Below are 15,085 nucleotides of genomic sequence, written 5' to 3'. Positions count from 1 at the left end.
ACCACCCGCACCGGCATGCACCAGCACCGACTCCCCCGCCCGCAGACCCGCCAGATCACGGAAGGCGTACAGGGCCGTCAGGAACACCAGCGGCATCGACGCCGCCTGCTCGTCCGTCCACCCGTCGGGAACGCGGACGAGGTAGCGCTCGTCGATCAGCACGGTGTCGGCCAGTCCGCCGGGCACCATGCCCATCACCCGGTCGCCGGCCCGCAGCCCGGTGACCTCGGGACCGGTCCCGGTGACGACGCCGACGGCCTCCGAGCCGAGGAGTCCGGCCTCACCCGGGTACATGCCCAGCGCGTTCATCACGTCGCGGAAGTTCAGCCCGGCCGCCCGCACCTCGAGACGCACCTCCCGGCCCTCCGGTGCCCGCAGCGCCTCCGGGGAGGGGGCGAGGGTGAGGGCGTCGAGGGTGCCGCGGTCGTCGCTGTCGAGCCGCCAGGGCAGTCCGGCGACCGGGAGCAGGCTCGCGCCGCTGGTCAGCCGGGCCAGCCGGGCGACGCGCACGGTGTCGTCGCGGACCACGAACTGGGTGTCGCCCCCGGCCAGGAGTTCCGGCAGCAGCGGCAGCACGGTCTCGACGCGGCTGTCCGCGTCGAGGTCGAGCAGGGCGAAGCGGCCCGGGTTCTCGGCCTCGGCGCTGCGGACCAAACCCCAGGCGGCGGCAGCGGCGAGGTCGTGCACCCGCTCGCCGGTGTCGGCGGCGACGGCGCCGCGCGTGACGAACACCAGCCGGGACGGTCCGGACGGGTTCAGCTCCAGCCACGCGCGCACCAGGTCGAGGGCGCGGGCGGTGAGGGTGTGGGCGGCGGCGGGCAGTTCGCCGCCGCCGCCCAGCGGTACCAGGACCAGCTCGGGCCGCGGGGAGGCGACCAGGCTGTCGGCGAGGGTGGTGAGGGTGGCACCCGGCAGTCCCGTGCCGGCGCCGAGGACCGCGCAGTGGACGTCCGTGTCGGCGCCGGTGTCGGGGGCGGGGGTCCACTGGAGACGGAGCAGGCCGTCCTGTTCGCTGCTGCGCAGCGCGGGGGCCTGGATGGCGGAGGGGACGCGCAGGATCAGCGACTCGGCGGAGAGCACGGGCGCGCCCTCGACGTCGACCGCGGCGATGGAGACGGAGTCCTCGCCGACCCGGGCGACGCGGACGCGGACCACGGAGGCGCCGCCCGCGTGCAGGGACACCCCGGACCAGGAGAACGGCAGCAGCTTCTTGCCGTCGCCGAGGCCGACGAAGCCGACGGACTGCACGGCCGCGTCGAGCAGGGCCGGGTGCATGCCGTAGTACTCGGCGTCGTCGACCTGGTTCGGCAGGGCGACCTCGACGAACGCCTCGTCGCCGCGCCGCCAGACGGCGCGCAGTCCCTGGAAGACGGGACCGTACTCGGTGCGTTCGTAGAAGCCCTCGAGGTCGGCGGCGACGGCGCCGCGCGGGGGCCAGACGCTCGCGTCGAAGGGGGTGGTGCGCTCGCCGTTGGTGAGGACGCCGTTGGCGTGCTCGGTCCAGCGCTGCTCCGGGTCGTCCATGGTCTGCGAGTAGACGGTGACCTTGCGGGCGCCGGTCTCGTCCGGGGCGCCGACCCACACCTGGACGACGGCGGCGGCGTTCTCGGTGAGGATGAGCGGCTTGGCGAGGGTGAGTTCGTCGATGCGGTCGCAGCCGACCTGGTCGCCGGCGCGGACGGCGAGTTCCAGGAAGCCGGTGGCGGGGAAGGCGACGACGCCGCCCACCGTGTGGTCCATCAGCCAGGGGTGGGTCTGCGCGGAGAGGCGTCCGGTGAACAGGACCCCGTCGAGGCCCGCGAGGGAGACCGCGGCGCCCAGCAGGGGGTGTTCGGCGGAGACCAGGCCGGCGGCCGACACGTCGCCGGCGGCGGCCATCAGGACGGGCCAGTACCGCTCGTGCTGCCACGGGTAGGTGGGCAGGTCGGTGCGGCGCGCGCCGGTCCCGTCGAAGCAGCGGGCCCAGTCGACGTGGACGCCCGCGACGTGCAGCCGGGACAGGGCGGTGAGCAGGGCGCGTTCCTCGGCGCGGTCCTTGCGCAGGGCGGCCGCGGACACGGTGTCGGCGGTGCCGTCGAGCACCCGCGCGGCCATTCCGGTGAGGACGCCGTCGGGGCCCAGTTCCAGGAAGGCGTCGGCGCCGGCGGTGGCCAGGGCGCGCACGCCGTCGGCGAAGCGCACGGCCTGCCGTACGTGGCGCACCCAGTAGTCGGCGGAGCACAGCAGCTCGGGGCCGGCGATCTCGCCGGTCACGTTGGAGACGACCGGGAGGAGCGGTTCGTGGTAGGTGAGTGTCTCCGCGACGGCGCGGAAGGCGTCGAGCATCGGCTCCATCAGCGGCGAGTGGAAGGCGTGACTCACCGCGAGGCGCTGCGTCTTGCGGCCCTGGTCGGCGAACCCGGCCGCGAGGGCCAGGACTTCGGTCTCGTCACCGGCGACGACCACGGCGTCCGGGCCGTTGACCGCGGCCACCGACACACCGGCGGTCAGCTTGCGGGTGATCTCCTCCTCGGTGGCCTGGACGGCCATCATGGCGCCGCCCGTCGGGAGTTCCCGCATCAGCCGGGCGCGGGCGGCGACCAGGGTGCAGGCGTCGTCCAGGGACAGGACGCCCGCCACGTGGGCGGCGGCGATCTCGCCGACCGAGTGGCCCCCGACGAACTCCGGTGTCACGCCCCAGGACTCGACGAGCCGGTACAGGGCGACCTCGACGGCGAACAGGGCGGGCTGGGTGTAGCCGGTGGTGTCGAGGAGTTCCGCCTCGGGGGTGCGGCGCCCGGCGAAGACGACGTCGCGCAGCGGGCGGTCGAGGTCGCGGTCGAGCCGGAGCAGTACGGCGTCGAGGGCTTCGGCGAACACCGGGAAGCGGGCGTACAGTTCGCGGCCCATGCCGGGCCGCTGGGAGCCCTGGCCGGAGAAGAGGACGGCCAGTGACCGTTCCGTGGCCCGGCCGCGGGCCACCTCGGCGGGTACGCCGTCGGCGCCGGTGAGCAGCACGGCCCGGTGCTCGAAGACCGAGCGGCCGGTGGCGAGGGAGTAGCCGGTGTCGAGGGCGGTGGCGTCGGTGGGTGCGGTGATCTGTGCGACCCGGTCCCGCAGGGCGTCCTCGGTCTTGGCGGAGACCGGCCACGGCACGACCGCCGGGGTGAGGGACGGGACGGCGGGCTCTTCGGGCTCCGGGGCCGGCTCGGCCTGTTCCAGCAGGACGTGGGCGTTGGTGCCGCTGATGCCGAAGGAGGACACGCCGGCCCGGCGGGGGCGGCCGGTCTCCGGCCAGGGGGTGCGCTCGGTCAGGAGCCGGACGGCGCCCGCGTTCCAGTCGACGTGCCGGGACGGCCGGTCGGCGTGCAGGGTGGGCGGCAGGACGCCGTGACGCATGGCCATGACCATCTTGATGACGCCGGCGACACCGGCGGCGGCCTGCGCGTGTCCGATGTTCGACTTGATGGAGCCGAGCAGCAGCGGACGCTCCGGGTCACGGCCCTGGCCGTAGGTGGCGAGCAGGGCCTGCGCCTCGATCGGGTCGCCGAGGGGGGTGCCGGTGCCGTGGGCCTCGACGGCGTCGATGTCGGCAGCTGTCAGGCCGGCGGACCGCAGGGCGCGCTGGATGACGCGCTGCTGGGAGGGTCCGTTGGGGGCGGTGAAGCCGTTGGAGGCGCCGTCCTGGTTGACGGCGGAGCCGCGGATCACGGCGAGCACGGGGTGGCCGCCTCGGCGGGCGTCGGAGAGGCGTTCCAGCAGGAGCATGCCGACGCCCTCGGACCAGCCGGTGCCGTCGGCGTCGTCGGAGAAGGCCTTGCAGCGGCCGTCGCCGGCCAGTCCGCCCTGGCGGCTGAACTCCATCAGGGAGCCGGGCGTGGACATGACGTTGACGCCGCCCGCGAGGGCGAGGCCGCACTCCCCGGCGCGCAGGGCGTGGACGGCGGCGTGCAGGGCGACCAGGGAGGAGGAGCAGGCGGTGTCGACGGTGACGGCCGGGCCCTCCAGGCCGAGGGTGTAGGACAGGCGGCCGGAGGTGGCGCTGGCGGCGATGCCGGTGCCGATGTCGCCGGTGGCGTCGGCCAGGGAGCGGACCAGCAGGTAGGCGTAGTCCTGGCCGTTGGTGCCGACGAAGACGCCGGTGGAGGTGGAGCGCAGGCTCTGCGGGTCGATGCCGGCCCGTTCCACGGCCTCCCAGGACGTTTCGAGCAGCAGGCGCTGCTGCGGGTCCATGGAGACGGCCTCGCGGGGTGAGATCCCGAAGAAGGCGGCGTCGAAGTCGGCGACGCCGTCGAGGAAGCCGCCCTGCCGGCTGACGGAGTGGCCGCGGGCGTCCGTACCGGCGTCGCGCAGGGCGTCGAGGTCCCAGCCGCGGTCGGTGGGGAAGCCGGAGATGGCGTCGGTGCCGGACTCGACGAGCCGCCACAGGTCCTCGGGGGAGGTGATGCCTCCGGGGTAGCGGCAGCTCATCGCGACGACGGCGACGGGTTCCGCGGCGGCTGCCGCGAGTTCCCGGTTCTGCCGTCGCAGCCGTTCGGTCTCCTTGAGCGAGGCCCGGAGAGCTTCGACAACTTTTTCGCTGGGCGTGGTCATGGTCGCTCCGTCAGTCCCGCTGTTCGTCGAGGTTGCCGTTGAGTGCCGCCTGCACGAGGTCGTCGACCTCCATGGCGTCGATGGACGCGTCGGACACGTCCTCGGCGCCGGTGTGCTCCGCCTGTGCCCCGGCCGCCGGTTCCTGGGCCCGCCCGGCGAGCCTCAGGAGCGGTTCCAGGACGCCGATCTCGCGCAGCCGGTCGAGGGACACCGAGGCGAGGACGGCGCGCAGCGCGGTCTCGTCGGCGGTCTCGTCGCCCGGCGTGCCGGCGGGCAGCAGCTCGCCGAGGATGTGCTCGGCGAGGGCGGCGGGGGTGGGGTGGTCGAAGACGAGGGTGGCGGACAGGGTGAGTCCGGTGGCGGCGCCGAGCTGGTTGCGCAGCTCGACGGCGCCGAGTGAGTCGAAGCCGAGGTCGCGGAAGGCCCGGTCGGGGCCGACCAGGTCGGTCCCGGTGTGCCCGAGGACGTCGGCGGCGCGTTCCCGCACCAGGGTGAGCACGGTTCCCAGGCGCCGGTTGCCGGGCAGCCGGGCCAGCCGGTCGCGCAGTTCGGACACGGACCGGTCGGCGTCGGGCCCGGTGGCGGTCGCGGTGGCCGTGAGGGCGGCGTGGCCGGGCATCTCCGTCAGCAGGGCGCTGGGCCGCACGGTGGTGAAGGCCCGCACGAACCGCTCGGGGTCGACGTCGGCGACGACCGCGACGGGGTCGCTTCCGGTGACGGTCCGGCGCAGCGCCAGGACCGCGAGGTCCGGGTCGAGCGGCCGGACGCCGGTGCGCCGGGCGAGGGCGGCGGCGCGGTCGTCGCCGGCCATGCCGTCGCCGTCCCAGGCTCCGTAGGCGACGGAGGTGGCGGGCAGGCCGTCGGCGCGGCGGCGTTCGGCGAGGGCGTCGAGGACCGCGTTGGCCGCCGCGTAGTTGCCCTGGCCGGGGTTGCCGACCGTGGCGGACGCGGAGGAGAACAGGGCGAAGACGTCCAGGTCGTGGCCGCGGGTCAGCTCGTCCAGGAGGAGTGCGCCGGTGACCTTGGCGTGGAAGACCGTCTCGAACCGTTCGGGGGTGAGGCCGTCGAGCACGCCGTCGTCGAGGACGCCCGCGGTGTGCACGACGCCGGTGAGGGGCGCGTGGTGGGGGATGTCCGCGAGGACGGCGGCCAGGGCGTCCCGGTCCGCGGTGTCGCAGGCGGTGAGGGTGACCTCGGCGCCGAGTTCGGCGAGCTCGGCGCGGAGCTTGCCGGCGCCGGGCGCGTCGGGGCCGCTGCGGCTGAGGAGCACCAGGTGGCGGGCCCCGGCGCCGGCGAGGCGGCGGGCGACGTGGGCGCCGAGGGCGCCGGTGCCGCCGGTGATCAGGACGGTGCCGGTGGGCTGCCAGTCGCGGGGGGCGCCGGGCCGGACGGCGGCGAGCCGGCGGCCGAAGACCGCGGCCGGCCGGACGGCGAGCTGGTCCTCGCCCGCGGGGTCGGCGAGGACGTCCGCGAGCCGCTGCGCGGAGCGTTCGTCGAGGGTCTCGGGCAGGTCGACGGTGCCGCCCCAGCGGTGCGGGTGTTCCAGCGCGGCGACCCGGCCCAGGCCGTGCACGGCGGCCTGCAGCGGCGCGGGCACGCCCTCGCCGGGCGAGACGGCGACGGCGCCGCGGGTGAGGCACCACAGCGGTGCGTCGACGCGGGCGTCCCCGAGCGCCTGGAGCAGCGCGGTGGTGAGGGTGGTGCCGCGCGGGGTGCCGGGGGCCTGGGGGTCGTACCCCTCGGCGAGGGCGAGCAGCGACACCACTCCGGTGAACGGGTGGCCGTCCTCCCGGAGCCGGCGCAGCCGGGCGGCGAGGTCCGCACGGTCGGCGCGGGCCGCCTCCAGGCGGACGGTCGCGGGGCCGAGGAGGCGCAGCACCCCGGCGGTCCACGGGTCGTCGGCGCCTCCGGCGGGCAGCACGGCCAGCCAGGTGCCGGCCGGGGTGCCGGGGGCGCCGGGCCGGTCCAGGGGACGCCAGGCGATGCGCCGGCGCCAGCCGTCCGCGGTGGCCTGGTCGCCGCGCTTGCGGCGCCAGTCCCGCAGGGCGGGCAGCACCCGGGACAGGGACTCCCCGTCGACGCCCAGGTCACCGGCGAGGGCGTCGAAGTCCTCGCCCTGGACGGCCGCCCAGAACGCGTCATCGCCGTCTCCGGAGCCGGCCGCGGTGCCCGCGGTGGCCGGGGGCTCGTCGGGCCAGAAGCGGCGGCGCCGGAAGGCGTACGTCGGCAGGTCGACGCGGCGGGCGCCGGTGCCGTCGAGCAGCGCGACCCAGTCGAGGGGCTGGCCGGCGGCGTGCAGCCGGGCCACCGCGCCGATCAGGGACCGCTCCTCGTCGCGTCCGGTGCGCAGCGCCGGTACGGCGGCCGGGGCCGGGCGGTTGTCGTCGGCCAGGGCGTCGAAGGTGTCCTGTGCCAGGGAGCAGAGCACGCCGTCGGGCCCGAGCTCCAGGCAGCGGGTGGCGCCGCGGGCGGCGAGGGTGCGCACCCCGTCACCGAACCGGACGGCGCGGCGGACGTGTTCGACCCAGTACCCGGGGTCGCACACCCGCTCCGGTGCGGCCGTCTCCCCGGTGAGGTTCGACACCAGGGGCAGCGTCGGCGCGGTGTACGACACGCTCCGGGTGACCCGTGCGAAGTCCTCGAGCATGGCGTCCATGTGCAGGGAGTGAAACGCATGGCTCACCCGCAAACGCCTAGTCTTCCGGCCGAGTGCGGCGAACTCCTCGGCGAGGGCGGTGACCGCGTCCTCGTCGCCGGAGACCACCACCGCGTCGGGGCCGTTGACGGCGGCCAGTGACATCCGGTCGCCGAGCCGGGCGACGACCTCCTCCTCGCTCGCCCGTACGGCGACCATGGCGCCGCCGGCCGGGAGGGCCTGCATCAGCCGGGCGCGGGCGGCGACGACCGTGCAGGCGTCCTCCAGGGTGAACACCCCGGCGACGTGGGCGGCGGCGATCTCGCCGACGGAGTGCCCGGCCAGCAGGTCCGGGCGGACGCCCCAGGACTCGACCAGCCGGTACAGGGCGACACCGAGGGCGAACAGCGCGGGCTGGGTGTAGCCGGTGGTGTCCAGCAGGGCGGCCTCGGGTGTGCCCTCCGGTGCGAACATCACCTCGCGCAGCGGCCGGTCGAGCTCCGGGTCGAGGTGGGCCGCGACGGCGTCCAGGGCCTCGGTGAACACCGGGTACCGGTCGTACAGTTCACGGCCGGCGCCGGGCCGCTGGGAGCCCTGGCCGGGGAAGAGGAACGCGGTCCGGCCGCCGGGCACGGCCCGGCCGCGCAGGACGTTCGGGGCGGTCCGGTCCCCGGCGAGCGCGGTGAGCGCGTCGAGGAGTTCGGCCCGGTCGGCGGCGACGAGCACGGCGCGGTGCTCGAACGCCGAGCGGGTGGTGCCGAGGGACAGCGCCAGATCGGCGACCGAGGCGGCCGGGTCCGTGCCGTCGGTGAGCCGGGTGAGCAGGCGGTCGGCCTGCTCGGCCAGGGCGTCCCGGGTGACGGCGGACAGGGCCACGGGCAGCGGCCTTGCCGCCGTCGGGGCGTCCCCGGCGGCCGGGGCCGGCCCGGTGGCGTCGGCCGTGGGCTGCTCCAGGACGACGTGGGCGTTGGTGCCGCTGGCGCCGAAGGAGGACACGCCCGCGCGGCGCGGACGCCCGGTCTCGGGCCAGGCGGTCGCCTCGGTCAGCAGCCGTACGGCGTCCGGGTCCCAGGCGACGTGGGAGGACGGCGTGCCGACGTGCAGGGTCTTCGGCAGGGTGCCGTGCCGCATCGCCAGGACCATCTTGATGACGCCGGCGACCCCTGAGGCGGCCTGGGTGTGGCCGATGTTGGACTTCAGCGAGCCGAGCAGCAGGGGCCGTTCGGGATCGCGGCCCCGGCCGTAGGTGGCGTGCAGGGCCTGTGCCTCGATCGGGTCACCGAGGCGGGTGCCGGTGCCGTGCGCCTCGACGGCGTCGACGTCGCGGGCGGTGAGGCCCGCGGCGGCCAGCGCCTTGCGGATGACGCGCTGCTGGGAGGGGCCGTTGGGGGCGGTCAGGCCGTTGGAGGCGCCGTCCTGGTTGACGGCCGAGCCGCGCAGCACGGCGAGGACCCGGTGGCCGCCTCGGCGGGCGTCGGAGAGCCGCTCGAGGACGAGCATGCCCGCGCCCTCGGCCCACGCGGTGCCGTCGGCGTCGTCGGAGAAGGCCTTGCAGCGGCCGTCCGGGGACAGGGCGCCCATCTCGCCGAACTCGACGAAGCCGACCGGCGTCGACATCACGGTGACACCGCCCGCGAGGGCGAGGGAGCACTCGCCGCCCCGCAGGGCCTGCGCCGCGAGGTGCAGGGCGACCAGCGACGACGAGCAGGCCGTGTCGACGCTGACCGAGGGCCCTTCCAGGCCGAGGGTGTAGGACAGCCGTCCGGAGAGCAGGCTCGCCGACTGGGCGGTCTCGACGTGGCCGACCTGACCGAGGGCCGGGCGGTAGTCACCGCTGCCGCCGCCGACGAACACGCCGGTGTCGCCGCCGCGCAGCCCGGCCGGGTCGATGCCGGCCCGTTCCAGGGCCTCCCAGGCGGTCTCCAGCACGATCCGCTGCTGCGGGTCGACGACCATGGCCTCGCGCGGGGAGATGCCGAAGAAGTCGGGGTCGAAGTCGGCGACGTCGTACAGGAATCCGCCGTGGCGGGTGACGCTGCGGCCCCGTCCGTCCCGGTCCCCGTGCAGGAGCCGGTCCAGGTCCCAGCCGCGGTCGGTCGGGAAGGCGCCGATGGCGTCGGTGCCGGCGACGGCCAGCTCCCACAGGTCCTCGGGCGATCGCACTCCGCCCGGGTAGCGGCAGCTCATGCCGACGATGACGATCGGGTCGTCGGCCGCCGCGGCGTCCGTCCCGTGCGCTGCCGGGGTGGCCGGGCCGGTGTCCTCACCGAGGAGCGCGGTCAGCAGGTGCGCGGCGAGCGCGGTGGGCGTCGGGTGGTCGAAGACCAGGGTGGCGGGCAGGGTGAGCCCGGTCGCGGTCGCGAGCCGGTCGCGCAGGTCGACGGCGGTCAGCGAGTCGAACCCGAGGTCCTTGAAGGCCTGTTCGGCGGGTACGGCGTCGGCGCCCGCGTGGCCGAGCACCGAGGCGACCTCGGTGCGGACCAGGTCCAGCGCGTGCGGGAGCCGGTCCCGCTCGTCGAGCCGCCGCAGACGGGTGCGGAGCGTGCCGGTGGTGCCCGCGTCCGCGCGGTCGCCGCCTGCCGCGTCCAGGGCGCGCCGCGCCTCGGGCAGTTCGGTGAAGAGGCGGCCGGGCCGGGTGCGGGTGAAGGCGGGCGCGAAGCGGTCCCACAGCACGTCGGCGACGGTCACCGAGGCCGGTGCCGACGGGTCTGCGGCGGCGTCGCCGACGACCGCGCCGAGCACGGTCAGGGCCCGGTGCGGGTCCATGGCGGGCAGGCCGTTGGCGCGCAGGTGGGCGGCGAGCCCGTCCGGTGCAGCGCCGGCCCAGGCGCCCCAGGAGACGACGACCGCGGTGCCGCCGCCCGCCCGGCGTTCCTGGGTGACGGCGTCCAGGTAGGCGCCCGCTGCCGCGCCGGCTCCCTGCCCGCTGACGCCCCAGGTCCCGGAGATGGAGCCGAACACGACGAAGGCGTCCAGGTTCCGGTCCCCGACGGCCGTGTCCAGCGCGTCGAGGTCCCGGCGCACGGCGGCGAGGAGGGCGTCCGCGCCGGGCGCGCCGGTTTCCTCGGCGGGGGCGGCGTCGTCGCCGGTGTGGATCACGGCGGTGAGCGGACGGCCACCGGGCAGGGCGTCCACCGCTCCGGTGAGGGCGGAGGGGTCCGCCGGGTCGTGCACGACCGCCGTGAACTCGGTTTCCAGATCGGCGAGGTCGGCACGGAGTGCGTCGAGCGCGCGGGCATCGGCTTCGCCGCGGACGGCCAGCAGCACGCCGGTGGCGCCGTTCCCGGCCAGCCAGCGGGCGACGTGGCCGGCGAAGCCCTCGGGGCCGCCGGTGACCAGCACGGTGCCGGTGGGCCGCCACGGGGCGTCCGGACGCCGCGCCGCCGCCCGGACCAGCCGCCGGCCGTAGGCGCCGGAGGCGCGCAGCGCGACCTGGTCCTCGGCGTCCGGCCCGGTCGCGGTCAGGACGGCCCGCAGGCGCTCGGCGGTGCGGGCGTCGGCGACGTGGTCGACGTCGACGAGACCGCCCCAGCGGTCGGGCCGCTCCAGGGCGGTGACCCGGCCCAGGCCCCAGACCGCCGCCTGCGCGGGGTCCGCTCCGGCGTCGGAACGGCCCACGGAGACGGCGCCCCGGGTGACGGCCCACAGGCGGCCGGTGATCCCGGCGCCGTCCAGGGCGTCCAGCAGGACGTCGGGCCAGGCGGCACCGGACGGCAGGGCACCACTGTCCGCCGCCGCGGCGAACAGGGAGACCACACCGGCGTACTCGGTACCGCTCTCGGCGGCCTCCGCCAGGCGCGCGGCGAGCGCGGTGTCGTCCGGGGCGCAGACCACGCGCACCGCGTCCGCTCCGAGGGCGCCGGCGACGGCCTCGGCCCACGGGTCGCCGTCGAGCACGGTGGGGATCAGGACGAGCCAGGGACCGTCGGCGGCCGGGGACGTGACGGCGCCGGCCGTCAGCGGACGCCAGCTCACCCGGTAGCGCCAGCCGTCCACCAGGGACCGTTCGTTGAGTCCGCGGCGCCACGAGGAGAGCGCGGGCAGCACGTCCGACAGGACGGTGTCGTCCAGGTCGAGCGTGGCGGACAGCGCCTCAAGGTCCTCCCGTTCCACGGCGGCCCAGAAGGCGGCGTCCACCGGGTCCTGCCCGGCTTCCGCGCCGGGCGCGGCGGCCGGTTCGGGCCAGTAGTGCTCGTGCTGGAAGGCGTAGGTGGGGAGTTCGGTACGGCGTGCGCCGGTCCCGTGGAACCAGGCGCCCCAGTCGATGTCGACGCCGGTGACGTGGAGCCGGGCCAGCGCGGTGAGCACCGCGCTCTCCTCGGGACGGTCCCCCCGCAGCACCGGCACCGACACGACGTCCTGGCCGCCGTCCAGCACCCGCGCCGCCATCCCGGTCAGGACACCGTCCGGGCCCAGCTCCAGGAACGCGTTCGCACCGGCGGCGGCCAGGGCGCGCACGCCGTCGGCGAACCGCACCGTGTCCCGGACGTGACGCACCCAGTACTCGGCCGAACACAGCAGGTCGGGGCCGGCGATCCCGCCGGTCACGTGGGAGACGACGGGGATGCGCGGCTCGGCGTAGGCCAGCCCCTCCGCGACCCGCCGGAACTCCGCCAGCATCGGCTCCATCAGCGGCGAGTGGAAGGCATGGCTCACCGACAGCCGCCGCGTCCTGCGGCCCCGGTCGGCGAAGTCGGCCGCGAGGGCGAGGACTTCCGTCTCCTCACCTGCCACGACCACGGCGTCCGGACCGTTCACCGCGGCCACCGACACACCGGCGGTCAGCCTGCCGGTGACCTCCTCCTCACTGGCCTGCACGGCCATCATCGCCCCGCCCGCCGGGAGTTCCCGCATCAGCCGGGCACGCGCCGCGACCAACACACAGGCATCGTCCAGCGACAGCACCCCGGCCACGTGCGCGGCCGCGATCTCACCGACCGAATGACCCGCCACGAACTCCGGCCGCACACCCCACGACTCCACGAGCCGGTAGAGCGCCACCTCCACCGCGAACAACGCCGGCTGCGTGTAACCGGTCGTGTCGAGGAGCTCCGCCTCGGGCGTGCCCTCCTCGGCGAACAGCACCTCACGCAACGGGCGGTCCGACTCCGCGTCCAGCCGCGCCAGTACGGCGTCGAGGGCTTCGGCGAACACCGGGAAGCGGGCGTACAGTTCGCGGCCCATGCCGGGCCGCTGGGAGCCCTGGCCGGAGAACAGGACGGCCAGTGACCGTTCCGCGGCCCGGCCGCGGGCCACCTCCACCGGCGCCCCGCCCCCGGCGCCCGCGAGCAGCACCGCCCGGTGCTCGAACGCGGTGCGGCCGACGGCCAGGGTGTAGGCGGTGTCGAGGGCCGGGGTGTCCGGGTGGGCGGCGGTGAACGACACCAGCCGTTCGGTCTGGTCCGTGAGGGCCTCGGTGGTGCGGGCGGACACGATCCAGGGCACTTCGGCGGGCGCCACGGGAGCCGCGTCACCGCGCGGCTCGACCTCCACCGGGGCCTGCTCCAGCAGGACGTGGGCGTTGGTGCCGCTGACACCGAAGGCGGAGACGCCGGCGCGGCGCGGGCGCCCGGTCTCCGGCCAGGCGCGGTGCTCGCGGAGCAGGGAGACCGTGCCGTCGGACCAGTCGACGTGGGTCGACGGGGTGTCGACGTGGAGGGTGCGGGGCAGTTCGCCGTGGCGCAGGGCGAGGACGGTCTTGATGACGCCGGCGGCGCCGGCGGCGGCCTGGGTGTGGCCCAGGTTGGACTTGACCGTGCCGAGGAGCAGCGGGCGCTCCGGGTCGCGCCCGTCGCCGTAGGCGGCGATGAGGGCGTGCGCCTCGATGGGGTCGCCGAGGGTGGTCCCGGTGCCGTGCGCCTCGACCGCGTCCACCTCGGCCGGAGTGAGGCGGGCGTCGGCGAGGGCGGCGCGGATGACGCGCTGCTGGGCGCGGCCGTTGGGCGCGGTCAGGCCGTTGGAGGCGCCGTCCTGGTTGACGGCGGAGCCGCGCAGCACGGCGAGCACGGGGTGCCCGTTGCGGCGGGCGTCGGAGAGGCGCTCCAGGACCAGGACGCCGGCGCCCTCGGACCAGGCGGTGCCGTCGGCGGAGTCGGCGAAGGCCTTGCAGCGGCCGTCGCCGGCGAGGCCGCCCTGGGCGGTGAACTCGACGAAGGCGTCGGGGCTGGACATCACCGAGACGCCGCCGGCCAGCACCAGGGAGCACTCGCCGGAGCGCAGCGCCGTGGCGGCCATGTGCAGGGCGACGAGCGCCGAGGAGCAGGCGGTGTCGACGGTGACGGCCGGGCCCTCCAGGCCGAGGGTGTAGGACAGGCGGCCGGACATGACGCTGGCGGTGGTGCCGGTGGCGGCATGGCCCCGCACGTCGGTGGTGCCGCGGCGCAGCACGGTGGCGTAGTCCTGGCCGTTGGTGCCGACGAAGACGCCGGTGGCACTGCCGCGCAGGCCCGCCGGGTCGATGCCGGCGCGTTCCAGGGCCTCCCAGGAGGTTTCCAGGAGCAGGCGCTGCTGCGGGTCCATGGCGAGGGCCTCGCGCGGGGAGATCCCGAAGAAGGCGGCGTCGAAGAGGCCGGCGCCGTCGAGGAATCCGCCCTCCAGGGTGGCGGAGCCGCCGCGGGCGAGGGTGTCGAGGTCCCAGCCCCGGTCGGCGGGGAAGCCGGTGATGGCGTCGCGGCCGTCGTGCAGCAGGTCCCACAGGTCGTCGGGTGAGGCGACGCCGCCGGGGAAGCGGCAGCCCATGCCGACGACGACCACGGGGTCGTCGTCGCTCGCGCGTCCGGTGGCGTCCGTGACGGCGCGGCCGTCGGCCGGCTCGGGCAGGGTGCCGAGCAGCTCGGTGAGGAGGTGGGCGGCCAGGTCGCGGGTGGTGGGGTGGTCGTAGACGAGGGTCGCGGGCAGCCTCAGACCGGTGGCGGCGTTGAGGGTGTTGCGCAGTTCGACGGTGGTCAGCGAGTCGAAGCCGAGGTCGGTGAAGGCCTGGTCGGGTTCGACGGCGGCCGGGTCGGGGTGGCCGAGGACGCCCGCGACCCGGGCACGCACGAAGTCCAGGACGTACCGCTGCCGGGCGGGTCCGGTGAGCGCGGCGAGTTCCCGGCCGAGCGCCGGACCGGCGGGCGTGGCCGCGGTCGTGGGGCCGGCGGTGGTGGCGCGCAGTGCGGGCAGGTCGCGCAGGAGGGGGCGGTGGGCGGCGAAGACCGCCGCGTACCGCTGCCAGTCGACGTCGGCGACGGTGAGCGCGGTGTCGCCGTGCTCGACGGCGGTGTCGAGGGCGACGAGCGCGTCCGCGGCGTCCATCGGGGTGAATCCGCCGCGTCGGACGCGGTCCTGCACCCCGGTGCCGTCGCCGGCCATGCCGGTGCCGGCCCAGGGGCCCCAGGCGAGGGAGGTGGCGGGCAGGCCGTCGGCGCGGCGGTGTTCGGCGAGGGCGTCCAGGTAGGCGTTGGCGGCCGCGTAGTTGCCCTGTCCCGCGGCGCCGAGGCTGCCGGCGGTGGAGGAGAACAGCACGAAGTCGGTGAGACCGCTGTCGCGGGTCAGTTCGTGCAGGTGGGCGGCGGAGTGGGCCTTGGCCCGCAGGACGGTGTCGAACCGCTGCGGGGTGAGCGTGTCGAGCACGCCGTCGTCGAGCACGCCGGCGGTGTGGACCACCGCGGTGAGGGGGTGTTCGGCGGGTACGGCCGCGAGGACCGCGGCGAGGGCGTCGCGGTCGGCGGTGTCGCAGGCGGTCACGGTCACCTCCGCGCCCCGCTCCCGCAGTTCGGCCGCGAGTTCGCCGGCGCCGGGCGCGTCCGGGCCGCGGCGGCTGACCAGCAGCAGGTGCGGGGTGCCGCGTTCGGCGAGGCGGCGGGCGACGTGGGCGCCGAGGGCGCCGGTGCCGCCGGT

Annotated in this window: 2 protein-coding genes; both read right to left on the bottom strand. The window is 76.3% G+C overall.

Going from position 1 to position 15,085, the window contains the following annotated elements:
- Positions 1 to 4,572, bottom strand: a 4,572-nt coding sequence (locus ABTY20_RS33050; RefSeq protein ID WP_352000838.1) for a beta-ketoacyl synthase N-terminal-like domain-containing protein, incomplete at its 3' end; no start/stop codon positions are given.
- A 10-nt stretch (positions 4,573 to 4,582) separates the two neighbouring features.
- Positions 4,583 to 15,085 (bottom strand): type I polyketide synthase (locus ABTY20_RS33045; RefSeq protein ID WP_352000837.1); only part of this gene is annotated, 10,503 nt, incomplete at its 5' end.

This window comes from Streptomyces sp. NPDC126497, from assembly GCF_040302425.1.
Classification (GTDB): Bacteria; Actinomycetota; Actinomycetes; order Streptomycetales; family Streptomycetaceae; genus Streptomyces.
This window is presented reverse-complemented; position numbering and strand designations above follow the sequence as displayed.